At 33.8% G+C, this 23,234-nt stretch carries 19 protein-coding genes and 4 pseudogenes; 8 read left to right on the top strand and 15 right to left on the bottom strand.

Annotated features, from left to right (window positions below):
• The first annotated feature begins 58 nt into the window (after window positions 1-58).
• The 6 genes from ribH (at window position 59) to GQ47_RS15200 (ending at window position 6,208) form a co-directional block, all read left to right on the top strand.
• Entirely contained in the window at window positions 59-631 is a 573-nt protein-coding gene (ribH, locus tag GQ47_RS15225) for a 6,7-dimethyl-8-ribityllumazine synthase (protein WP_035650112.1), read from the top strand.
• Between the two features lie 210 nt (window positions 632-841).
• On the top strand, window positions 842-2,773 hold the full coding sequence (gene mutL / locus GQ47_RS15220; protein WP_035650109.1) for a DNA mismatch repair endonuclease MutL: 1,932 nt from the start codon (window positions 842-844) through the stop codon (window positions 2,771-2,773).
• Window positions 2,770-3,519, top strand: a complete 750-nt coding sequence (locus GQ47_RS15215; RefSeq protein WP_081909365.1) for a rhomboid family intramembrane serine protease — start codon at window positions 2,770-2,772, stop codon at window positions 3,517-3,519. The genes mutL and GQ47_RS15215 overlap by 4 nt, the downstream gene beginning before the upstream one ends.
• Before the next feature lie 46 nt (window positions 3,520-3,565).
• Window positions 3,566-4,429 carry a rhomboid family intramembrane serine protease gene (locus tag GQ47_RS15210; RefSeq protein WP_035650106.1) on the top strand — a complete coding sequence of 288 codons (864 nt, stop codon included), beginning with the start codon at window positions 3,566-3,568 and terminating at the stop codon, window positions 4,427-4,429.
• 17 nt (window positions 4,430-4,446) lie between these two features.
• On the top strand, window positions 4,447-5,499 hold the full coding sequence (locus tag GQ47_RS15205; protein WP_035650103.1) for an endonuclease/exonuclease/phosphatase family protein: 1,053 nt from the start codon (window positions 4,447-4,449) through the stop codon (window positions 5,497-5,499).
• Between the two features lie 94 nt (window positions 5,500-5,593).
• Window positions 5,594-6,208 carry a tetratricopeptide repeat protein gene (locus tag GQ47_RS15200; protein WP_152561040.1) on the top strand — a complete coding sequence of 205 codons (615 nt, stop codon included), beginning with the start codon at window positions 5,594-5,596 and terminating at the stop codon, window positions 6,206-6,208.
• Between the two features lie 159 nt (window positions 6,209-6,367).
• Here the strand turns inward: GQ47_RS15200 and GQ47_RS15195 are convergent, their stop codons facing one another.
• The 6 genes from GQ47_RS15195 to GQ47_RS15170 all read right to left on the bottom strand — a co-directional run bounded on the left by GQ47_RS15195 (window position 6,368) and on the right by GQ47_RS15170 (window position 11,683).
• Window positions 6,368-6,982 (bottom strand): WbqC family protein, encoded by a 615-nt coding sequence (locus GQ47_RS15195; protein WP_035650100.1) that lies wholly within the window; start codon window positions 6,980-6,982, stop codon window positions 6,368-6,370.
• A gap of 91 nt (window positions 6,983-7,073) precedes the next feature.
• Complete coding sequence (gene lepB / locus GQ47_RS15190) at window positions 7,074-8,630, bottom strand: signal peptidase I (RefSeq protein WP_035650096.1); 1,557 nt, start codon at window positions 8,628-8,630, stop codon at window positions 7,074-7,076.
• A gap of 66 nt (window positions 8,631-8,696) precedes the next feature.
• Window positions 8,697-9,398 carry a 4-hydroxy-tetrahydrodipicolinate reductase gene (dapB, locus tag GQ47_RS15185; RefSeq protein WP_035650093.1) on the bottom strand — a complete coding sequence of 234 codons (702 nt, stop codon included), beginning with the start codon at window positions 9,396-9,398 and terminating at the stop codon, window positions 8,697-8,699.
• A gap of 37 nt (window positions 9,399-9,435) precedes the next feature.
• Entirely contained in the window at window positions 9,436-10,008 is a 573-nt protein-coding gene (locus GQ47_RS15180; RefSeq protein WP_051951575.1) for a DUF5683 domain-containing protein, read from the bottom strand.
• Complete coding sequence (locus tag GQ47_RS15175; protein ID WP_035650087.1) at window positions 10,008-10,910, bottom strand: ParB/RepB/Spo0J family partition protein; 903 nt, start codon at window positions 10,908-10,910, stop codon at window positions 10,008-10,010. The genes GQ47_RS15180 and GQ47_RS15175 overlap by 1 nt, the downstream gene beginning before the upstream one ends.
• 5 nt (window positions 10,911-10,915) lie before the next feature.
• Window positions 10,916-11,683: a ParA family protein gene (locus GQ47_RS15170; protein WP_035650085.1), complete on the bottom strand. Its 768-nt coding sequence runs from the start codon at window positions 11,681-11,683 to the stop codon at window positions 10,916-10,918.
• Window positions 11,684-12,181: 498 nt separating this feature from the next.
• Here GQ47_RS15170 and GQ47_RS15165 point away from each other — a divergent pair, with 498 nt between their 5' ends.
• Window positions 12,182-14,362, top strand: a complete 2,181-nt coding sequence (locus GQ47_RS15165) for a hypothetical protein (RefSeq protein ID WP_035650082.1) — start codon at window positions 12,182-12,184, stop codon at window positions 14,360-14,362.
• 630 nt (window positions 14,363-14,992) lie between these two features.
• On the opposite strand, the gene GQ47_RS15155 is transcribed toward GQ47_RS15165, so the two are convergent.
• From GQ47_RS15155 to GQ47_RS15115, 9 genes and pseudogenes are all read right to left on the bottom strand, one after another.
• A complete protein-coding gene (locus GQ47_RS15155; protein ID WP_035650077.1) occupies window positions 14,993-15,727 on the bottom strand; it encodes a metallophosphoesterase family protein in 735 nt (244 codons plus the stop codon).
• Between the two features lie 21 nt (window positions 15,728-15,748).
• Window positions 15,749-16,825 (bottom strand): annotated as a pseudogene (arsB, locus tag GQ47_RS15150) (ACR3 family arsenite efflux transporter).
• A 2-nt stretch (window positions 16,826-16,827) separates the two neighbouring features.
• Window positions 16,828-17,442, bottom strand: a pseudogene (locus GQ47_RS15145) (low molecular weight phosphatase family protein).
• 45 nt (window positions 17,443-17,487) lie between these two features.
• Window positions 17,488-17,961 (bottom strand): annotated as a pseudogene (locus GQ47_RS15140) (DUF6428 family protein).
• A 206-nt stretch (window positions 17,962-18,167) separates the two neighbouring features.
• On the bottom strand, window positions 18,168-18,536 hold the full coding sequence (locus GQ47_RS15135) for a GNAT family N-acetyltransferase (protein WP_371199639.1): 369 nt from the start codon (window positions 18,534-18,536) through the stop codon (window positions 18,168-18,170).
• 10 nt (window positions 18,537-18,546) lie between these two features.
• Window positions 18,547-18,881, bottom strand: a pseudogene (locus tag GQ47_RS15130) (ArsR/SmtB family transcription factor).
• Window positions 18,882-19,496: 615 nt separating this feature from the next.
• Window positions 19,497-20,729 carry a hypothetical protein gene (locus GQ47_RS15125; RefSeq protein WP_035650074.1) on the bottom strand — a complete coding sequence of 411 codons (1,233 nt, stop codon included), beginning with the start codon at window positions 20,727-20,729 and terminating at the stop codon, window positions 19,497-19,499.
• On the bottom strand, window positions 20,726-21,166 hold the full coding sequence (locus GQ47_RS15120; RefSeq protein ID WP_035650071.1) for a Rieske (2Fe-2S) protein: 441 nt from the start codon (window positions 21,164-21,166) through the stop codon (window positions 20,726-20,728). Before GQ47_RS15120 ends, GQ47_RS15125 begins: the two co-directional genes overlap by 4 nt.
• Before the next feature lie 2 nt (window positions 21,167-21,168).
• Entirely contained in the window at window positions 21,169-22,374 is a 1,206-nt protein-coding gene (locus GQ47_RS15115) for a di-heme oxidoredictase family protein (RefSeq protein WP_035650068.1), read from the bottom strand.
• A 350-nt stretch (window positions 22,375-22,724) separates the two neighbouring features.
• Between GQ47_RS15115 and GQ47_RS15110 the strand changes: the two genes are divergently transcribed.
• On the top strand, window positions 22,725-22,910 hold the full coding sequence (locus GQ47_RS15110; RefSeq protein WP_035650065.1) for a hypothetical protein: 186 nt from the start codon (window positions 22,725-22,727) through the stop codon (window positions 22,908-22,910).
• The last annotated feature ends 324 nt before the right edge of the window (window positions 22,911-23,234 follow it).

The following is a 23,234-nucleotide window of genomic DNA, read 5'->3' as shown; positions in this document are numbered from 1 at the left end:
ATTTTTACAATCTGAAATCAAATTCCGAAGTACCGGAATTAAATCTTAAATATTAAAAATGGCTACCGAAAATAAAAATTTATCAGAATACGATAAAAACACAATCCCAAATGCGAAAGACTTTCGATTTGGGATTGTTGTTTCTGAGTGGAACGACACTATAACCGAAGGACTATACAATGGTGCATATGATGCGCTTGTTGATTGTGATGTTCCGTTAAATCAAATTATTCGCTGGAATGTTCCAGGAAGTTTTGAGCTTATTTATGGCGCTAAAAAAATGCTTCAGACTCAAAATGTTGATGCAGTAATTGTAATTGGATGTGTAATCCAGGGAGAAACAAAACATTTTGATTTTGTATGTGAAGGCGTAACACAAGGAATTAAAGATTTGAATGTTCAAACAGATATTCCGGTTATTTTCTGTGTTTTGACAGATAATACAATGCAGCAGTCAATTGACAGAAGTGGAGGAATTCACGGAAACAAAGGAACTGAAGCAGCAATAGCGGCAATCAAAATGGCATATATTCGTCAGCAGGCTTCAATGTCACATCCATTTAATCAGCCATTATTGTCTTCGGGTGCGCTTCAAATTGAAGATAAACCTAGAAAAATCGAGAACGAATAAAACACAATTGTTTTAAAAATACTAAAACCTATACTGTGTAAAAATAGTATAGGTTTTTTGTTTTTTTTATGAGTATAGATGTTCTGAATCACAATCAAAATTCATTAAATTTGTACACCTTGGTTTTTTAAAATCAAAGAGAACTAACATTATCAATCTAAGATTTTTAGTAAATAAAGTCGAAGAGAAACCTTTAACCCAAATTTTTTAATGTCGAGTATTATTCAATTGCTTCCAGATCACGTTGCTAACCAAATTGCTGCTGGAGAAGTGGTTCAAAGACCAGCTTCAGTTGTAAAAGAACTGTTAGAAAATGCCGTTGATGCGAAGGCAACTGATATTAAATTGATTATAAAAGATGCCGGCAAATCGTTAGTTCAGGTTGTTGATAACGGAGTTGGAATGACGGTTACAGATGCGCGTTTGTGTTTTGCTCGCCATGCGACTTCAAAAATTCGTCAGGCTGAAGATTTATTTTCACTTGGTACAAAAGGTTTTCGTGGAGAAGCACTGGCTTCTATTGCAGCGATTGCGCACATGGAAATGAAAACCAAACAAGATCAGGATGAACTTGGAACGCATATTGTAATTGAAGGAAGTAAATTTGTTTCACAGGAAGTAGCAGTTTTGCCAAAAGGAACATCATTTGCGGTTAAAAACCTTTTTTTCAATATTCCCGCCCGACGTAATTTTTTAAAATCAGACACAGTTGAGTTTCGCCATGTTATGGATGAATTTCAACGTGTTGCTTTAGCGCATCCAAATATTCATTTTAGTTTTTATCATAACGGAAGTGAATTATATAATCTTCCATCATCAGGATATCGTCAGAGAATTGTCGGAATTATGTCTGGCAAAACCAATGAAAAATTAGTTCCGGTAAATGAAGATACCGAAATTATAAATATTCAAGGATTTGTCTGCAAACCTGAATTTGCTAAAAAAAGCAGAGGAGAGCAGTTCTTTTTTGTAAACGATCGTTTTATCAAAAGTGGTTACCTGCATCATGCTGTTATGGCGGCTTATGACGGTTTGTTGAAAGATGGTTCACAGCCAAGTTATTTCTTATATCTGCAGGTTCCGCCAAATACAATTGATATTAATATTCATCCCACAAAAACGGAAATTAAGTTTGATGATGAGCAGGCTTTGTATGCTATTTTAAGAGCGTCTATTAAACATAGTTTGGGACAATTCAATGTAGCGCCTGTTTTGGATTTTGAAAGAGATTCTAATTTAGATACGCCATATCACTACAAAGATGTAGAAGCTGAAACACCAACCATTCAGGTAGATGGAACTTTTAATCCTTTTACAGATGATAAAACAAATCAGCATTATACAAAAGGAAGTTCGGGATCTGGCTATAGCTCGGGTTCATCTTCTTCATCAGGCTCTTCTTATTCCGGATCATCATATTCTGGTTATTCAAAAAGAGTCGAACCAACAGCGAGCTGGGAAAGTTTATATGTTGGTTTAGACTTAGAAAATCCGGAAACGATTGAAAGTTCTCCGTTTACATTTGAAAATGAAGAAGTGACTTCTTCCTTGTTTAATGATGATGAAGTAGAGCAGGCAAGTCAGAAAACCTATCAAATTCATAAAAAATATATTGTTTCGCCAATAAAATCAGGAATGATTATTGTAGATCAGCAGCGTGCGCATCAGCGTATTTTATACGAGCAATTTTTGTTGAATATGACTGTTAATCAGGCTTCAAGTCAGCAATTGCTTTTTCCGTTAGATTTGTTTTATTCGACTGTCGAAATGAAATTGATTGAGGAATTAAAACCTTCGCTGGAAACGACAGGATTTATTTTTGAAGATGCCAAAACGGATCATATTGTAATTTCAGGAATTCCTGTAAATATTACTGAAAGTGAAGTTTCAATAGTTATCGATCAGTTGTTGAGTGATTTGCAGGACGGAATTCCGGCAAATAGTTACAGTCAGAATGATACAATTGCCAAATCGATGGCGAAAAGTTTAGCGGTTAAAACCGGATCATATTTAACCGAAAAAGAACAAGATAATTTAGTAAATGGGTTATTTGCCTGTAAAGATCCAAATATTTCACCTTTTCAAAAACCTACCTTCATCACCATGCGTGTAGAAGATATAGATAAAAAGTTTGCCTTATGATGAATATTACTCCAGTTGTCAAACAACTGCTTATAATTAATATTATCTTTTTTATTGGTTCTCAGTTAGTGCCAGTATCTTATGATTATCTGATTATGTATTTTCCTGAAAATCCAGATTTTAAAATCTGGCAGATAATTACGCATATGTTTATGCATGCAAATCTGTTGCATATCGCATTCAATATGTTTGCATTATATTCATTTGGATCTATGCTGGAGCATTTTTGGGGCGGTAAAAAATTCTTGTTTTTTTACATTTCATGTGGTTTAGGTGCTGCTTTGTTGAATTTTGCAGTAAATTATTATTCTTTTCAGGAAGGTTTAAATATTTTGATTGCGAACGGATATTCAAAATCTTATGTTTTACAGCTTTTGAGTGAAAATCAAATAGCAGTTAAATGGAAAGAAATATTGACAGTTACTCAATTTGAAAATTTTACAACAGCATATGGAAGTGCAGTTCTAGGTGCTTCAGGGGCTATTTATGGTTTACTGACGGCTTTTGCATTTATGTTTCCAAATGCAGAATTGGCTTTAATGTTCATCCCAATTCCAATTAAGGCTAAATATTTTGTGCCAGGACTTTTATTAGTTGATTTATTTTTAGGTTTAAAAGGAAGTTCTCTTTTTGGAAGCGGCGGAACTGGAATTGCCCATTTTGCACATCTTGGAGGTGCTGTTGCTGGTTTCTTAATGATGTTATACTGGAAAAAAAATCAGTTTAATAACAATCGTTGGAATTAATTTTTAACTTTAATTTATTAACTTTAAAAAACGAAACGAAGACTTTATGAATATTCTTGATGATTTAAAACTGCAATACAGATTGGGAGGCATCGCAATGCGTGTCATTTATTGGAATATTGCTTGTTTTCTTGTTTCCTTGATTTTTTTCTATCAGTTTTCAATTGGTCAGTTTGATTTTCCGAATTGGCTGGCATTATCTTCAGACCCTCAGGTTTTCATGTTTAAGCCATGGACATTTTTAACCTATGCATTTTTTCATTTTGGATTCATGCATTTGTTGTTTAATATGTTGGTTTTGAACTTCGCAAGTAATTTATTTTTGACTTTTTTTTCTCAAAAGCAATATTTAGGGCTGTATATTTTAGGAGCTATATTTTCAGGAATTGTATTTGCTTTAAGTTATTATTTTTTAGGAAATTCTGCTTCAATTGTTGGTGCCTCGGCGGCAATTATGGCAATTTTGGTTGCTGCAACAACATATCGGCCTTTAATGGATGTTCGACTGCTTATAATTGGTAATGTTAAGCTTTGGCATATTACTGGCGTTATTTTGCTTTTAGATTTAATGCAGTTTCGTTTAGAGAATATGGGTGGCCATATTTCACATTTAGCTGGAGCTTTTTTTGGATTTATATTTATAAAATTGCTTCAAAATGGTACCGATTTGAGTATCATTGTTTCTAAAGTTTTAGACTTTTTTGCTAATCTTTTTAGAAAATCCCCAACGACCCCATTTACAAAAGTTCATAAAAATTACAAAAAACCTACGGAAAAAACTTCGTCAAGAATTGTTACGAAAGACAAAACGCAGCAACAAATTGATGAAATTTTGGATAAGATTAGCCAATCTGGTTATGACTGTCTTACAAAAGAAGAAAAAGAGTTTCTATTTAGAGCTGGAAAATAATCCTTTTAGCAAATAATATGAAAAACCTTTCGTGGTTTAACAAAATAATGTTCTTTCTGAATATAGTGCTGACTGTTCTCACATTTAGCGTCTATGTTTTACCATTTCTAGCACCTAAGAGCTTTCCGCTTTTATCGGTGCTAACGCTGTTTATGCCAGCTTTTTTTGTTGCCAATGGGCTTTTCTTTGTTTATTGGGCAATTCAGTTTAAAAAACGCCTTATTTTATCTGGTTTGGTTTTGTTGATGGGGATTACATTCATTAGTAAATTCTATAAATTTTCAGCGAAAGAATATGTAAAAGATGAAAGGGATTTTTCGGTTATGAGTTATAATGTTCGTTTGTTTAATGTTTTTAAATGGCTGGATCGTGACGACATTCCTGAGAATATTAAAACTTTTATAGATGATAAGGATCCTGATATTTTGTGTATTCAGGAATATTCTAATTCAGCACATTTGGATTTAAAAGTATATCCGCATCGTTATATTTTTATCGATGGAAATCAGATCAAAACGGGTCAGGCTATTTTTTCAAAATTTCCAATTATTGATGAAGGAAATATTGTTTTTCCTAAATCAGATAATAATGTGGTTTATGCAGATATTAAACGCGGAAAAGACATTATTCGTGTTTATAATATGCACTTGCAGTCTATTAAGATTTCTCCAGACGTAAGTGATATTTCGGATAATATTGACAATGTAAATCAGAAGAAATCACAGCGCATTTATGCGAGAATCAGTAAAGGATTTACGCAGCAACAAGAACAAGCTGAAATTTTTAAAGAACACATCAAAAAGTGCAAATATCCAATTATTATTTGCGGAGACATGAATAACAGCCCGTTTTCATACGTTTACCGAAATATTAAAGGAAAACTTAAAGATGCTTTTGAAGAGGCCGGGGAAGGCTTTGGAGCAACTTATAAATTTAAATACTATCCTGCGCGAATTGACTATATTTTTACTGACACCAAAATGAAAGTAAAACAGTTCGAAAGTTTTTCTGATTTTGAAAATTCAGATCATTATCCAATAATGACAAGACTTTCGATAGATCAGTTTTAGTGGAAAGTTGGCAAGTAATTCGCCAAATTGCCGTGAGCTAAAGCTAATGGAGAAAGTGAAAAATGGACAATACTAAAAACAAAACGACTACATAATGAAGTTAATACGGATTCTAATTGTTTTTGTTTTTATTGCCACTGTTTCTTGTATGGATGAGTCTAATTATTATAATAGGGGAATAGAAAAAAGTGAGTTGGAAAACCATGAAGGAGCTCTTTTAGATTTTTCTAAAGCAATAGAATTAGACAAGACTTTTGTAGAGGCTTATCGTCGAAGAGGAATTGAAAAGCATATTTTAGGAGATTATAATGGAGCAATGATAGATTTTTCTAAAGCAATAGAAATAGATTCTCATAGTTGCTACTCTTATTACCATCGAGGGCTTGTAAAAAATGATTTAGCTAATTATCAAGGAGCAATAGATGATTTTACAAAAACTATAGAGTTTCAGCCAACTTCATGGGCGGCTTATTCTGATAGAGGCTTGGCTAAATATTATTTAAAAGATTACAAAGGTGCAATCAGCGATTGCACGAAAGCAATAGAAATACATAGTGATATGGCTTCAGAAGCTTATTATAATAGAGGAATCGCTAAATTAAGAATAGGAGATAGAGATGGGGCTTGTTTTGACTTAAATAAAGCTGACGAGCTATGGGTTATAAATGGACAAAGGTGTCGGGATACTATAGAAAAATATTGTAAATAAAAAACTACTACCAACAATCTCTATAATAGATTTGGCAATTGAATTATTGGAAAGTTGGTTCTGTATTTTAGATGATTTGGCAAATCCGAATAATGGGCTTAATTTAATCCCTAACCCACGGTAGCACAAGAACGTTAGAAGTTAAAAGTAAAGCAAAACTTATATTAATTTCTGGGTTTTTAAATAATCCATCGCAAACTTACCTTCATTAAAAAGCAAATCCAACACGCTTAAATTGTTGATAAAACCATGTTTGTCATCAAAGACCTGAGTGTATTTTTCGAATGAATTAGCGTCTTTTTTGCCGTTTGCTAAATATCTGAAATCCGAAATATTTTCCACTTCATGAAAGTATTCAGAAGTTTTTCCAAATTCTAGTTTCATTCTAAGGCATTTTGTAACGATCTCTAAAACTTCTAAATTTAGATCCATTAAAAAAGTGTGCTTTTTTTCGAAAATAGGAGTGATATCATCTTCAAAAAACTCAAAAAACGGAGAACTTCTGTAAGCAGCTTCTAAAGATTTGAAGTGCTGTTTTTGCCAATCAAATTCATTTTCTATCAAAACGTCTTTTGTTTTTTGGTGAGCCGATTTTGAATGTTTTACAGGAATATTTAATAACTGAATTCCGTTTGGACTATAAATATAAGTTCTGTTTCTATTAGTCTGCTTCTGAAAATTATCTTCCATTTCAAAAGTAATCGTCTCAGATTGAGCCATTACTGCAAAGTGACTGATGGAAGGGAAATAAGTAGGAAGTAATAAGGAATTCATGGTCATTTTTATGTTTAATCGGTAAATCGTTTAATCGTCCTTTTTTTGAGAAACGATTAAACGATTTACTAGTTTAACGAATTAACGTTTTTTATGCTTTGTTTTCTTTTTTCTTTCTCCAAAAGAATTCTCCAACGAAGTAAAGAGCAAGAAGAATCAAGAAATATTTGAAATAGGATTGAGGCTGTCCTTCACCATCAACAGTTGTGAAAACGCGGCTCCAACGAATTTTGTTTATGCCTTTTCCGTTTGTGTCCCAGCTTAGCCAGATGAAAACAGGTTTTCCAACAATATGGTTTTCCGGAACGTAACCCCAATAACGGCTATCTTCAGAATTGTGACGGTTGTCTCCCATCATCCAATAGTAGTTTTGTTTGAAAGTATAAGTAGTTGTTGGTTTTCCATTGATGAAAAACTTTGAATCTCTTAATTCTAATGTATTCCCTTCGTAATTGGTGATAATATCTTTGTAATATGGTAAAGATTCATTTGTCAATGCTACTGTTTTTCCAGCTTCAGGAATATAAATTGGCCCCATATTATCTTGGCTTCCTTTATTAATATGCGGATAAATAGCATTATCGTTTCCTTTGTCAATTTTTCTGATTACTGCAGTAACGCCTGGAGTATTTCTAAATCTTTCAGCACCATCTTCTGTTAATGCGCCTAAAACAAGAGTGTCTCTTTTTTCTTCATTTTTGAAATATCCACCATCAGTGATATCCAATTCTTTTACTAAAGACTGTAAATCAACAGGAGTTTTTCCGTCAAATGCTATTGTATAAGAATATTGTGGTTTAGCTCTTTCAGGAAGAATTAATTTCTTGCCATTGATGAATACATAACCATCTTTAATTGATAAACTGTCTCCAGGAATACCAACACATCTTTTTACGTAATTTGATCTTTTATCAATAGGTTTTATAACACCTGGTTGGCCTTTTCGCTCATAAAAATAATGAACAGTATCAGCAGGCCAGTTGAAAACGACAATATCGGTTCGTTTTATTTTTTCAAATGCAGGTAATCTGAAATATGGTAATTGTGGCCATTTTAGATATGATTTGCTTTTTGTTAATGGAATAGAATCATGAACCATTGGTAAAGCAACTGTTGTCATTGGAACTCTTGGTCCGTAATTTAATTTGCTGACAAATAAAAAGTCTCCAATCAATAATGATTTTTCAAGAGAAGATGTTGGAATTGTGTAAGGCTGTACCACATAAGTGTGTACTAATGTTGCTACGATTATGGCAAAAAGCAATGAACTTACAGTGTCTGCAGTTTTGGTTTTTGGAGTTAAATCTCGGTCTGCACGGTATTCTAGTTTTTGAGTGTAGTTTACGTAATAGATATAAAATCCTAATGTAAAAATTCCCAAAATAGTATCTAAAGTTGATCTTTTTCCAAAAGTTCTCAAGGTTTCAACCCATACAACCGGAAACATAATTAGGTTGATGATTGGAATAAAAAGCAACAAAGTCCACCAAGTTGGACGGCTTATTATTTTCATTAAAACAATTGAGTTGTAAACCGGAATTGCAGCTTCCCAGCTTTTTCTTCCAGCTGCCTGATACAATTTCCATGTTCCGATAAAATGAATCACCTGAACGGCAAGGAAAAATACAAACCAAAGATATAGTGTCATAATATTTTTGTTTAAAGTTTGAAGTTTAAGATTGTCGGATTTGAAATCTTAAACTTTAAATCAGTTTTAGTTTAGATTTAATACGTCTTTCATGGTATAGATACCTGTTTTTCCTGCTAACCATTCAGCAGCAATAACTGCTCCAAGAGCAAAACCTTCACGATTGTGAGCGGTATGTTTAATTTCAATGCTGTCAATAGCTGAATCGTAATTTACTGTATGAGTACCAGGAACTTCGCCAATTCTTTTTGCTTCAATATGAATTTGATTGTTTTTTGCTTCGTCCAAAGTCCATTCAGAATAATTGCTATTTTCAATAACACCTTTTGCTAGAGAAATTGCAGTTCCGCTTGGAGCATCAAGTTTATGAATATGGTGAATTTCCTCCATTGAAACTTTATAAGAATCAAATTGGTTCATGATTTTCGCCAAATATTCATTCAATCCGAAGAAAATATTTACTCCAAGACTAAAATTTGAGCTAGATATAAAACCTCCTTTTTTTTCATTGCAAAGCGAAATCATTTCGTCATAATGTTCTAACCATCCCGTTGTTCCGGAAACTACAGGAACATTGGCATGAAAACAATTTGAGATATTATCAACAGCAGCAGTTGGAACACTAAAGTCAATAGCGACATCAGCAGTTGAAAGTCCTTCGTATGTGTTAAATTCGTCTTTCTTTAAAACAATTTCGTGGCCTCTTTCTAAAGCAATTCTTTCGATTACTTTACCCATTTTGCCATATCCTAAAAGCGCAATTTTCATTTTGTGTATGTTTTTTGAATTTTAAACAGTATTTGTACTATTTAAAAGTGTAATTAAAAGTTAGTCCAACGTTTGGTCTGAATGTTACATCGTTGGGGTATATTTCTGGACGCATTGATAATCTTTCGTTTACATTAAACTGAATCAAAGCGGCATCAACATTGGCATCAATAATATTTAAGACATAAAAGCCAACTACAAAAAGGGCAGATAAATCTCTGTTTCGCTGATAGAATTTTTGACCAGCAATAAGTCGGCTGTCGTCTAGAAAATCGTATTTTCCACCAGTTCCAGGGCCATAGCCTTCGAGTCTTCGTTTGTATTCGTCTCGATAATCATGGTATTTTTTGTTGTTGTCAATGTAGAAATAAAGGCTAGTTCCAATTGCTCCGTAAACGAGGGGGATTTTCCAGTATTTTTTGTTGTATGCTTGACCTAATCCGGGTAAAATTGCAGAGTAAAATGCAGCTTTTGCTGGTGTAAGCGGGTCTATTTCTTGAAGTTTAGTAGTGTCTTTAGCGACTAAAACCGCATCTGATTTTGCCTGGGCAAAAATAGAAGCGGTTCCTATGAGAAAGAACAATAAACTTATGGGGACAATCTTATTCACTATCCATTAATTAATTTTATAATCCTGTTAAAGTCGGCTTCAGAATTAAATGGAATTGTAATTTTTCCTTTTCCATTGCCAGCCACTTTAATATCAACTTTTGAGCCAAAATAATCGTTGAAGGTGTTTTTTTGAGTTTCTCTAACCACAAAAGAAGATTCCGCTTTTGGCTTTCCTTCTGCTTTTGGTTGTTGACCTTCGTGATAATTTTTAACTAAAGCTTCAGTTTCGCGAACAGATAAATTTTGACTTACAATTTTTTGATAAATATCAGTCTGAACATCTAAATCTTCAATATTGATGATTGCGCGACCATGTCCCATGCTAATAAAACCGTCACGAATTCCGGTTTGGATAATCGGATCTAATTTTAAAAGACGTAAATAGTTGGCAATTGTAGAACGTTTTTTTCCAACGCGCTCACTCATTTGTTCCTGTGTCAATTGTATTTCGTCAATCAAACGCTGATACGAAAGCGCAATCTCAATTGGATCTAAATCATGACGCTGAATATTTTCTACTAACGCCATTACTAATGATTCATTGTCATTAGCAATACGAATATATGCCGGAACATGAGTTAACCCCACTAATGTTGAAGCACGCAAACGGCGTTCTCCGGAAATTAGCTGGTATTTGTTGAATTCTAATTTTCGAACAGTAATAGGTTGAATTACACCAAGTTCTTTGATAGAAGTGGCTAATTCACGTAATGATTCTTCGTTAAAATTGCTTCTAGGCTGAAACGGATTTATTTCGATAGCACTTATTTCAAGCTCAATGATGTTTCCAACAACTTTATCAGCATTTTTATCGTCTACTGATTTAATGTCGTTTTCCGGATCCTTTAATAATGCTGATAATCCTCTACCTAAGGCTTGTTTTTTAATTGCTTTTGTCATAAAAACTATTTGCTGTTTTTCTTTATAATTTCTTGAGCTAAGTGAATATAATTCACCGCACCTTTGCTTGTTGCGTCATAATTAATGATGCTTTCTCCAAAACTTGGCGCCTCGCTTAATTTTACATTTCGCTGAATAACAGTTTCAAAAACCATATCGTTAAAGTGTTTTTGAACCTCTTCAACAACCTGATTCGATAAACGCAGTCTTGAATCGTACATCGTCAATAATAAACCTTCGATGTCAAGATCCGGGTTATGTATTTTTTGAATACTTTTAATAGTATTCAATAATTTTCCTAATCCTTCAAGTGCAAAATACTCACATTGAATAGGAATAACCACAGAATCCGCAGCTGTTAAAGCATTTAAGGTTAACAAACCTAGAGATGGTGCACAATCAATAATGATATAATCATATTCTTGTTTTGCCTCTTCTAATGCTTTTTTAAGCATATACTCACGGTTTTCTTTGTCAACCAATTCAATTTCGATAGCAACAAGGTCGATGTGAGCAGGTATCACGTCAACATTTGGAGCTGTACATTTTAAAATGGCTTCTTTTGGTGTTGCAGTATGTTCCAGAATTTGATACGTTCCAACTTCAACTGTTTCTACGTCAATTCCAAGACCAGATGTTGCATTGGCCTGAGGATCAGCGTCGATCAATAATACTTTTTTCTCTAAAACACCTAATGAGGCAGCAAGATTTACTGATGTAGTAGTCTTTCCAACGCCTCCTTTTTGATTAGCAATAGCAATGATTTTGCCCATTTATTTTCTGAATTTTGAACCGTAAAAATACAATTATTTATGGTTTTTGAAAATCTATTTTGTTAACATTTATGAAACGTTGTTTATTCGTGGTTTCATGGGTCTTCGGAACAAATTATTTTTAGTTATAAATAGAATTGCCAATTGAATTTTGATCAATTTAGATAATGTTATTGCTGTAAAAAGGCAGGAATTTAATTTTGCCTTCGAGAAACGGTCTCATTTTAAAATTTAAACGTTTAGATAAACTAAAAGCGGTTTTTCTATTATAAGATGCACTCATCATTTAGATTCTTCATTTTTAATTTTTGTTGACTAGCAAAATCTATGTAGAAACGAATGAAAATATTGTACACGGCTTGTTTGTGCCAAGAAATGTTGATTTTGTATAGTTTTTGATAAGAAAAATGAGAGTAAAAATGGACTTTCAGGTTAAAGATTATCGCTATTTTGGATTCTTTAAAAATTACTATTATTACAAACTATTAAACCACAAAAATGAACATTCTTAAGAGTAAAAAAGCGATTTCAGTATTTGCAGGATTCATGTTTATACTGATTTTATGCAGTTTCGTTTCGCCCTTTTCAGTTGATGAAAAAAGCGAGCAGAATAAAATAGAATACAAAATTGAATACAATAAAAAGAAACACAACATCACATTGGCGTGGACAGCTTTTGGGACTTCTGGAAATTATGTAATTACCAGAGGAGGAAGTCGCCTGGCGTCGGATTTTGTTTCGGTTGGCTCGACTTCTAAATTAACATTCACAGATAATAAGCCAAATGGAGATAAATATGAAAACTATTATAAAGTTACCCGTAACGATATAACCATAATAATTTCATTAGAAAACCAAATTTTTGGTGACACTATGTATTTCTATGATAGAAAGCATGAAAAAGCCGAAACAGCACGAAACGAAATTAATTCGCAATTTGCTACTATTGGTTTAGGGGGTGCAAATGGTGAGTGGACAACAAAACGTCAGGCTTATTATTTCAAGCCAAATGTTAACGGACAAACTTATGATGTCGGCGGATCTGGTTCTGCATCATCAGCGGAAGCTAATGCAATCGAATTAGGTTTTTATTCTCATATTGGAGGTTTAGGAAGAGTTCCGTCAGATGTGAAATTGGGTGCTATATTTACAAGACCTCATCTTTCAGGTGGTGCAAATGCTACTTGTACTTTTTGGCGTTCTGTTGAAAATGTTGAAGTAATGCGCGATTTTTCCTGGACCGTTTCTCAGTCAACGAGCGCACGAAGAATGTTGATTGAAAGTACTTCAAAATATATTTCAGATATTGGAAATACTAATTTTTGGGGAAGTGGCGGTTTCATTGCCGATACGCATTACACAACTGACCGACCAAACTGGAAAGGACAGCAACAATGGTATACAAGAAATACTGTTTTCCCTGCAGGTTCTGAAGCAATGGGGGGCTCTTATAATATGGTTTGGCAAGGGTGTGTAAATCCTCCTCAGGCAGATGAGAAGAACTCGCCAGTTCCTATGACACCTATTATTAGAGAAAAACCTTTTCTTTTCATTGATAAAGATGGCGAATATAAAGTGTTTGTTCCGGCTTGGCAAAAAGATAGAGTAGGAGTTTCATGGTCATCAACAGATATGGGTAAAGGCAAAATTCAAGATTTGGTAACGGAATGGTATGTTACTAAAGAAGATGATACCGAAGTAGAAATCAACAATGCTTTGACAGCTGGTAAAAATATATTTTTTACTCCAGGACATTATTCGCTGAATGCTCCAATTCAGGTAAATAGAAAAGATGCAATACTTTTAGGCGCTGGGATAGCTTCAGTGACATTGGAGCCTACTGAAAAAAATACTTGGGGATGTATTTATGCTGATGATAAAGACGGAATTATTATCGCCGGTCTTCTTATGGATTCTTTCAATAGCACAACTTATCAAATTAGAATAAGCAATGAAGGTGCAAAGGTTGATCATTCTGCAGATCCAATTCTACTGACAGATATCACATGTAGAGTAGGTGGGGTTCAATCGAAAAATGTTCAGATACAAGCTTCAATGCAGATAAATAGTAACAATGTTGTTGGAGATCACTTTTGGCTTTGGCGTGCTGATCATGGCTCGCAAAAAGGTGGTGCTGCAAGATGGACTAGAGACAGATGCAAAAACGGACTTATTGTTACCGGTAACGATGTTACGCTTTATGGGTTATTTGTTGAGCACTTTCAAGAATACGAGGTGTTATGGCTTGGTGAACGTGGTAGAACTTATTTCTTTCAAAATGAACCACCATATGATGCGCCAAATCAAGCAAGCTGGAGTAGTCAAAACGGAAAAGTTGATGGTTATGCTGCATTCAAAGTGGCTAATACGGTTAAAGAACATCATAGTATAGGAATGGGATCTTATGCTGTTATGACAGGAACCGATGGAAATGTAAACAAGAAAAATGGTTTTGAAATTCCGAACAGCCCAAATGTGAAACTCGAAAAAATGTGTACCACGCGTTTTGCAGGTTCAGGAAATATTCAAAATGTTATTAATAGCGAAGGCGGAAGCACGGCAACAGGTGTTAAGCGTGTACTGTCATATAATAATGGATCGGGCACACAACCTTTTGATGAAGAATTTACTTTGCCAAGTCGTGAATCGTATCCTGCTTACATTAAAATGGAGAAATAAATAAAATATAATATTTTTTAGTATAGCCTGCGGTTTTAACCGTGGGCTATTTTTTTACAATTGAACAATGAGATTTGGTTTTCAGTTTATTGCAAAAAAAAAGTCTTTCCAAGTAAATGAAAAGACTTTTGTCGGGGTGGCAGTCCCGAAAGCTTTCGGGAGAACCTGCGGCCTTCCCGATCTCAATCGGGACGAGATAACCGTTCTATGCTATAATTTTATATTTCAGTTTACTGCAAAAAAAAAGCCTTTTCAAATAAATGGAAAGACTTTTGTCGGGGTGGCAGGACGACCTACCTATTCCTTAATTCGTTGATTTTATTGGTATTCTCAAGCACTCTTCCAAAAAGGGTAGCCGAATAGGTCTCATTTATAATGACTTACCTTGTAGCCCCTTTGTGTCCTTGATCAATTTAACCGCAGTCAGTAAATGTACTTTTATAAATGTAAATGTATTAAAAATGATATTAAAACACAACATAATAATCTTGAACTGCAAAATAGCTATTTTGGGTAAACTATAGCTTTTAAAAGATTGGCTGTAATTTTCAAATTCCTGATTGCTTATAGGGGTGATGCTATTTAACAATAATTTAAAACTTTCCATAAATGATTTTATTGTGACAGCTTTTAATATGCTTTTCTGAGCATAAGTGAGTAAACATTTGGCAGTGGACTTTCTTCAATAGCTTGCGCTGTTTTTTCGATATCATAGTCGACTCTGATGAATTTGACCTGTACACCATCTTTTTTTGAAAAATTACTGCTTTTATCAATGGTTATTATTGCATAGCAGCATTTTGGATTTCCATCTTTAGGTTTGCCCACGGATACTGTGTTTACAGCATAGAAATAACTGCCTTTTTTATTTGGGTTTTCTAAAATTCGACGATATGGTTTGTGGGAATGACCGCAGATAATGATATCTGCACCAGTGTCAAGAAAAATATCAGTAAAGTCTTTTTCTTTTTTATCCTCAAGCAAATATTCCTTATTACCGTATGGACTGCCATGTACCATTAAAATCTTGATTAACTTATCAGCTGCCTGATATTCCAATTTAATATGGGCAGGCAGAGCAGAAAGGTATTTGATCTGCTCTTTGCCCACAATCTGATAAGCATAACTTTCTGAGTCGTTGGATCCATCATTGTGTATATCTACAGCTTTTACTTCATGGTTTCCTGCCAGTGTAGGAATATGTCTTTTTCGGATTTCATTGATTACAGCATTTGGACATAGATTGTAACCTACTAAATCTCCCAGGCAGTAAATAGCATCAATATTTTGTTCTTCAATGCTTTTTAAGGTTTGTTCTAGTGCCGGAAAATTGGCATGTATATCTGCTATTATTGCAATTCTCATATTAAACAGTTATAACAATTATTAGTTGGTAACTGGTTTTGTGTAATATTTTTTTCTGAACCAGAAAGCAACATTAACTAATGCAATAAGTGCTGGCACTTCTACCAAAGGCCCTATAACTCCTGCAAATGCCTGACCGCTGTTTAAGCCAAAGACACCAATTGCTACTGCAATAGCGAGCTCAAAATTATTACCGGTAGCCATAAAAGCAATAGCTGTCGCTTTTGAATAATCTACACCAAAATATTTTCCAACGAAAAAGCTTATGATAAACATTATGGTAAAATAAATCACTAACGGAACTGCGATGCGTATAACATCCAAGGGGATTTGAACAATCAGTTCTCCTTTAAGGCTGAACATAACAATGATTGTAAAAAGTAAAGATATTAGAGTGATTGGTGAAATAAAAGGGACATATTTAGTTTCAAACCATTCGGCTCCTTTTATTGCAATTAAACCATAGCGACTTATGATTCCAAGTGCGAATGGAATTCCTAAATATATTCCGACACTTTCGGCAATCTGAGCAATACTAATATTAACTTCAAAGCCATGATAGCCAAAATACGGTGGCAGAATTGTAATGAATACATAAGCGTAAACACTCTAGAGTAAAACCTGAAAAATACTATTAAGTGCAATAAGACCTGCTGCGTATTCCCTGTTTCCATCAGCCAAATCATTCCAAACTACTACCATGGCAATACAGCGCGCTAGTCCAATTAGAATGACTCCGATCATATATTCCGGATAACCATTTAAAAAAAGCAAGGCTAAAGAAAACATTAAAATAGGTCCAACAATCCAATTTAGAAACAATGAAGCTCCTAAAATTTTAGTGTTTCTAAAAACCTGTCCCATTTGCTCGTATTTTACTTTTGCCAAGGGTGGATACATCATAAGAATAAGTCCAACAGCCAAGGGAATGTTTGTTGTTCCACTTGAAAATGAATTGATGAAATTTGCACTGGAAGGAATAAAATAACCTATTGCCACGCCAAGAACCATAGCAAGGAAAATCCACAGGGTTAAAAATCTATCAAGGAAACCTAATTTCTTTCGCCCCGCGACAGGGGCACAGTTATTTGCTGACATTTTTATTGCTTGATTTGTGAGAATACATAGAACATTTCAGTTCCGATTTGAAAACTGCGCTCCTGATATACCTGTTTTTGTTGTGGTGTATTATCGGATACTTTTGGATCTTCAAAAGTAATTGGGATACGTTTTTCTGCACCTGCAATAAAGGGACATCCTCCATCGGCTTGTGAGCAGGTCATAATAGCAACAAATTCGCTCTCCGGATTAAAATCATCATCATAGGTTTTAGAAAATCAAATAACAGGAAGTTCATTCGATGAATATTTTATGGAATAAACAGGATTTTCACCCTCTGAAATAGCTTTAACTTTAAATCCTGAATGATGCAGAGTTTCGGCAACCATTGGAAATAAAGCAGTAGCTTCAGTACCTCCCGAATAGCATGAAACATTTTTTATATTATAATATGCAGCGGCAGTTTGTGCCCAGACTTGAGATAAATGACTCCTTCTGGAATTGTGTGTACAGATTAAATTAAGTCTAATCTGTTGGTTATTGTCTGCTTTGCTTTGGATATATTCAACTAATGGCTGCAGGATAGTTTTACGTTCTGCTGAGATTTGATTAAAATCAAATGAATTAATTGTGTTTTTTATTTCAGTAAATAACATAGTTTTTTTGGTATTGAAAAAAAATATTACGTTATAGTTTAAAAATTAACAACAGCCTGCGCCAGGTGTGCATGAATTTGTACTGTCAGCACTTAATTGAGATAACTGTATCTTAGATTTATCTGACGGGATTCCACATTGATCCTGAGCCAGACACGCTGTCTGTCTGTTTAATAAAATGAAATTTTTACCATTAAAATCTAAATCGTATTTACCAATTGTGGTGTCCTGATATTCTACTTCAATTTCATGATCTTCAATACCCAAAACCTTTTCAGAAAGTTCAATAATATGAATTAATTTTTGAGGTTTTAGTCTGTGTTCATAATCATTGGCATCTCATAATTGAAAATTCAAAACCGTTTCTTTTCTAACTACCCCACCGCAGTCAATAAAATTTTTAGTAATCAAACCAACTTCAGTCACATGGAAATATTCCGGTACAAGAGTTCCGTTCGGTAGTTCGAAATTTACAGCTTCAACTGTTTTTAATACTTGTTTAATTTCTGAAAGTTTCATAATTTATGTGTTTTAAAAATTTATATCTTTTTCCTTTACAGCAAAAGCATGAGTAATAATTAATTTACCAATGCTGTTATACTATTTGTAATTATTTAATCAATCGCTTCGTCTTTCCAGGAGTACAGTATCTCTCCAGATTCCATTCTGTTTCCCGATTTTTTCGCGAATGCCTAATATTCTGAATCCAGCTTTCTCATGGATGCTCAGACTTGCTCTGTTTTCAGGAAATAGACCAGCTTGTAAAGTCCATATGCTTCGGCCTCACTCAGATGAACAAGATCATTTAAAAGCGCAAGACCTATTCCATTTCCGGAATGTTCAGTGTCAACGTATACGCTTACCTCGGCTACACCCGCATAAACACATCTTGAAGAAATAGGAGTGAGTGCTTCCCATCCTTTAATCAAATGATTACTTTCGGCAACAATTCTGCAGGTGGCAAGATGCGAATCATTCCAGTCTTCCCAAGTTGGTGTGGTGGTTTGAAAAGTGGCATTGCCTGTATTTATTCCTTTTTCATAGATTAATCTAACCTGTGGCCAATCGGCACTTAATAGTTTTCTGAATTCCATATTTATAAGATTAGCAGCACTCGTTTCTCTTTTTTTTCAAGATGAGCTGTGATATGTTCGAAAAAACCTTTTATTTTTTCTAATCCAGGTTCATTAATACAGTAACAAATAGAGTTACCATCAATACTTCCTTTTATTAAACCAGCGTTTTTTAAGTTCCTTAAGATGCTGAGATACCGTTGGCTGAGAGAGTGGAAGTTCGTTAACTATATCTCCGCATATACAAGTGTCTACTTTTAATAAATATTCCATTATGGCTATTCGGGCAGGATGCCCTAATGCTTTAGCCAAAACGGCAAGTTCGTTTTGATTATCTGTAAAGTGATCTGTTTTTGTAATTCCCATCGTTTTATATTTATATTGCAATATTGCGATATGTTTTTACAATTAAAGCATATTGCATAATTTTTTTTAAATCACCTTGTATGCTTTATAACTGAAGTAAGTGTAATATTCTGATAGGATACTAGATAGAAGAGATTGTATTCCTGTTGATTTCAAAATTTCAAATATGTTGAAAATAAAAGAAGAAGTCTTAAACCTAAAACAAGTTCTTGAGAATTGCATATTTCAGATCCACACTCCAACAGGAGTCCGAATAAAAAATAGAAAAAGAGGCGGTCTCAGAACTTAGTAAAACAGCCTCTTTTATTAGTTAGATTTAGAACACTGTTCTAAGATTCTTTTATCCTGTCCTTGAAGATTTTTTTGTGCTCAATTAATCTATCAATAATGTGAAAAAAATGAAACAAAACCCATTGCACCAGTAATCATAAGAACACATTTCCAACAATTTAGTCTATTACTCATTTTGAAGTGTTTTAAAATTAATATAAATATATTATTACAATTTTTATGCCATATATAAAATAGCTTGCAAGTTTTATGATTATATTATAGTAAATAAATAAGTGAATTACTAAGATATAAGTCGATGGGAATCTTTTTATAAATGTGTATTTAAAAGTAACTAGAAATCCCCATATTAAATCCATCAGTAATTGATGGTGGATTAGAAAAAATGTCTCTTTGTTTTAAATAGCGATAGTTTAGACGAATTACGGTTTGAGAGGTTGGTCTGAAACTAATGGCAGGCATTATACTCCATACATCTTCACCAATATTGCCTCCTGTCTCTTTAAATTTTCCCACATTCCAATCCACATATTCTAATCTGCAGGCAATGTTTATAGTTGCTTTTTCCCATCCCAGAATTGTTTTTGTCAAGATAGGCTGTACAATATCTATAAAGCCCCCCTTTTGTTTATTTCCGAATTGTTGAGAATAAGTTTCGGGAACATCAACATAAATCCAGGCAAATTCTGTAGTGATAAAGGTTTTGATTTTTGGCAGAGTAGTGTTAAAATCCAAGGCAAAAACTGCTACACGTCTTTTCTTGTCAATAACAATTCCTTCATCCTGGAATTTGTTATATATTCCACCCATATATGAAATTCCCAGTTCACCTATTTTATTATTCCTAAGGGCTATTTTTCCTGTAAATAAGGGTTCGCCACTATTTATTTCTTCAAATCTTTCAGGGTTATTTTTTGCTGCCGGCAAGAAAGTTTTATTTTCGGTGTTCTCAATTATAGAATTATCAAAACTTCCAGATAAATAGGCTTCATATCCAAACATCCAGTTTTTTGTATATTTTTTCCCAAAAAGTCCCGCGCCGGCATTACTAAATGTATCGGGTAACATTTGAGTTGATGAAATTGGCCGGTCGGTAAATTCCCATTTGGGGCCGTCATGATTTTGATTGAAAGAACCTATTGGATTCAAAATTATTCCAGCCCTTAAATTTACCAAAGGATCAAATTCAACGTCTACAGATGCAAATTCAATTGCAATTTCTTTTCCTCCATCTTCAAATTCAATTTCACTTAAAAACTTCACTCTTTTACTAATGGCTGATGACATGAAAATAGATAATCTTCTGGCTTGAAATTGATGACCTTCTGATACTCCGTCTGTGGTTAGTTTTTGCCAGTTCATTTCAACGTACCCACCAATAGAAATTGGTGTTTTGTTTATATTCAATGCCGGTCTATTGTAAACAGCATCCATGTTTAAGATGTTTTTTACAGTATCTTTTGGTACCCTTTTTAGTAAATTGGGATCAATTTGTGCAAAACAATTTGCGTAAAAGAAGAAAGCGATTGCCAGAAATAAAGTTAGTTTTAATCTCATTTTAAAGATATTTTTAGAATATTATTTTCTATTGCTACCGGAAATTTTCTAAGATCTGTATTTGCGGGACCGTTCTCTAAAATACCCCGGTTGCTGAATTCACTTCCGTGTGCGGGGCATTGTAATTTATCTCCAAAAACCTGTAATTCCGCACCCTGATGTGTACATAACATAAATATGGCGCAATAATCGTTTGCATCAAATCGATACACACAAATTGGTGCTTTTAATATTTCATTTTGAATGATGATGTATTTTTTAAATTCTGTTTTTGTTCCTTTTTGTATTATAAAATCAGAAATGGGAACTAAAAGATCAGAGTCTTTAATCTCTCTTGAAAGAATCTGGGAAGAAGCACAGCTTTGTAATAAAGTTACTCCGGCTATTCCTGCCAAACATCCAAAACCACATGTTTTTAAAAATTGTTTCCTATCCATTATTATAATGATTTTATAAATTTCAGTAAAGCTTCTTTATCTTGTGTAGACAGTTTTTCAAATGCATTTCTGCTTTGTTGCGCCTCACCGCCATGTAATGTTATGGCTTGTTCAATAGTTTGTGCACGACCGTCATGCATCAGAAATAAGTTTCCTCCTTGTGAATTTTCTGAAAGACCTATCCCCCAAAGTGGAGGAGTTCTCCATTCATAGGTTTTGGCACTTCCCTCTGTGTAGCCATCATCTAATGCGCTTCCCATATCATGTAAAAGCAAATCAGTGTAAGGGGCAAAAGTTTTATAAGAAAGGGCGTTTATAGGAGAATAACTTGTCTTAAGTTCACTTTTATGACAAGCCACACAATTAATTTGAGTAAATATGTTTTTACCGCGAATAACACCGGCATCATTTTGATTTCGCTGAATAGGAGCTTTTAAGCTGCTTAAGTAAAAAATAACATCATTGACTTTAGCAGTTGAGATTTCAGGATCAATTTCTAAATTAGAATAATGATCAATAGGATTAAATACAGATGTAATTCCCATATCCTGATTGTAGGCATTAACTGTTTGATGCAATAAATCAAAAGCAGATGCTTTTTTGCCATATCGTCCAATATGTTTGCTGTTTTGGGTTATTGCATTGGAAGCTGGAATTGAATAACCAGGAATAGTAATCCAGTTTACAGTACCTGAAATACCATCTCCATTACTATCCTCCGGATCTGTCATCTGAATTAAATCATTATCCGAAACATATTGTAAAAAGCCCAAGCCTGTAAATGCCGGGGGTGTAAATTTAGAGAATGTTGCCCCGGCTGGGATTTGTTCCGGCAAGTAACCTGGTAAAGCTCTGTTTTGAAGCTGTGGACCTCCCTGATTTAAAAATTGATTTCCTGTCTCATCAATTTGCCCAAAACGAGTAAGTGTGGTAAATAAATGCCCTTTTCCGTCTCCCGCATGGCAATTGATACAGCTCGTTCCAACAAATGTTGGTCCCAGACCAGTTTCCCGGGTAAAAACTTCATTTACTGCTGCATCACCTCTTAAGAATTGTGCAGATTCAGAATTCGACAAACCATCAACCGGACCGTCCAGTATTTCATCATTGGCTGGTATTTCAACATAACTTGTATCACAAGATAATAGTGTAAAACAAAAGATTAGCAATAAGAAAGGTTTTCTTAAAAAAATATTTTTATAACACATGATTTAATTTTTAGGCAAATCTAATTTTTTTTTTAAATAAATAATGTTTTATGCGTGGATATTTGTAAAATAAATGGGAAGTTAATTATCTATAGAAAAGTTCCTAAAAATATTTTAATTTGTACCATTTTCTATATATTGAGAATGTTTACTTTTTTAAATAATTAAATTCTAGCTGGTTTAGAATAATAATCTAAGATCTTAATTTTTTGTTATTCATTAAATCTTAGTTTAATCTTAAGGAACCACTTTGAATTATTACGTAAATTAGTATAAATGACTACAGGTGCCGTTTAGTAATTGATTTTTAGGTATTTGTAAGGCTAATTTATTAATTAAATATATACATTATGAACACAGAAAAAAAAGAGGGACATGTACATCCGGAACATGACAAACATAAGGAACATCACCAGCATCCGGAACATCATGAAGGAGAACAGGGAAAAAATGATCCGGAACATCATGATGAATTAGAACACCACGATGAAAAAGAACATCATAAAGAAGGTGAGCATCATAAGGAAAGCAAATAAAAGTAGAGAATGCCAAAAAGTCCCCTTATAGTCTTTTGATTAAAGGGGCTTTTTTTATCTGCTTATATTATTAAATTTTGCGGATTTTATAAAATATAAATTACTTTTCTTTTTCTTTTTTTTGTAAATTTACAATGATGACTTACCAGAAATCTATTTTCGTAATCTTGTTGGCGGTACATTTACTGACCGTACTTTTCATTCCTTGTATAGATATGGAAATTTCTAGCAGTGGCGGGAGGACTGTAGTTTCCCACCAAACAAGTACTGGTTGTGATAGTAATAAACAATTATGCTGTTCAGTCTGCCACTGTATTACCTGTA

It is taken from the genome of Flavobacterium sp. ASV13, from assembly GCF_000745775.1.
Taxonomy (GTDB): domain Bacteria; phylum Bacteroidota; class Bacteroidia; order Flavobacteriales; family Flavobacteriaceae; genus Flavobacterium.
This window is presented reverse-complemented; position numbering and strand designations above follow the sequence as displayed.

What these genes read in the sequence shown, in the direction of transcription:
- GQ47_RS15210 (WP_035650106.1), top strand. Translation starts at nt 3,566, where the DNA reads ATGAATATTCTTGATGATTTAAAACTGCAATACAGATTGGGAGGCATC.
- GQ47_RS15155 (WP_035650077.1), bottom strand. Translation starts at nt 15,727, where the DNA reads ATGAGAATTGCAATAATAGCAGATATACATGCCAATTTTCCGGCACTA.
- GQ47_RS15110 (WP_035650065.1), top strand. Translation starts at nt 22,725, where the DNA reads ATGAACACAGAAAAAAAAGAGGGACATGTACATCCGGAACATGACAAA.
- GQ47_RS15170 (WP_035650085.1), bottom strand. Translation starts at nt 11,683, where the DNA reads ATGGGCAAAATCATTGCTATTGCTAATCAAAAAGGAGGCGTTGGAAAG.
- mutL (WP_035650109.1), top strand. Translation starts at nt 842, where the DNA reads ATGTCGAGTATTATTCAATTGCTTCCAGATCACGTTGCTAACCAAATT.
- GQ47_RS15165 (WP_035650082.1), top strand. Translation starts at nt 12,182, where the DNA reads ATGAACATTCTTAAGAGTAAAAAAGCGATTTCAGTATTTGCAGGATTC.
- GQ47_RS15215 (WP_081909365.1), top strand. Translation starts at nt 2,770, where the DNA reads ATGATGAATATTACTCCAGTTGTCAAACAACTGCTTATAATTAATATT.
- GQ47_RS15120 (WP_035650071.1), bottom strand. Translation starts at nt 21,166, where the DNA reads ATGGATAGGAAACAATTTTTAAAAACATGTGGTTTTGGATGTTTGGCA.
- GQ47_RS15195 (WP_035650100.1), bottom strand. Translation starts at nt 6,982, where the DNA reads ATGAATTCCTTATTACTTCCTACTTATTTCCCTTCCATCAGTCACTTT.
- GQ47_RS15125 (WP_035650074.1), bottom strand. Translation starts at nt 20,729, where the DNA reads ATGAGATTAAAACTAACTTTATTTCTGGCAATCGCTTTCTTCTTTTAC.
- GQ47_RS15200 (WP_152561040.1), top strand. Translation starts at nt 5,594, where the DNA reads ATGAAGTTAATACGGATTCTAATTGTTTTTGTTTTTATTGCCACTGTT.
- dapB (WP_035650093.1), bottom strand. Translation starts at nt 9,398, where the DNA reads ATGAAAATTGCGCTTTTAGGATATGGCAAAATGGGTAAAGTAATCGAA.
- GQ47_RS15135 (WP_371199639.1), bottom strand. Translation starts at nt 18,536, where the DNA reads ATGGAATTCAGAAAACTATTAAGTGCCGATTGGCCACAGGTTAGATTA.
- lepB (WP_035650096.1), bottom strand. Translation starts at nt 8,630, where the DNA reads ATGACACTATATCTTTGGTTTGTATTTTTCCTTGCCGTTCAGGTGATT.
- GQ47_RS15115 (WP_035650068.1), bottom strand. Translation starts at nt 22,374, where the DNA reads ATGTGTTATAAAAATATTTTTTTAAGAAAACCTTTCTTATTGCTAATC.
- ribH (WP_035650112.1), top strand. Translation starts at nt 59, where the DNA reads ATGGCTACCGAAAATAAAAATTTATCAGAATACGATAAAAACACAATC.
- GQ47_RS15175 (WP_035650087.1), bottom strand. Translation starts at nt 10,910, where the DNA reads ATGACAAAAGCAATTAAAAAACAAGCCTTAGGTAGAGGATTATCAGCA.
- GQ47_RS15205 (WP_035650103.1), top strand. Translation starts at nt 4,447, where the DNA reads ATGAAAAACCTTTCGTGGTTTAACAAAATAATGTTCTTTCTGAATATA.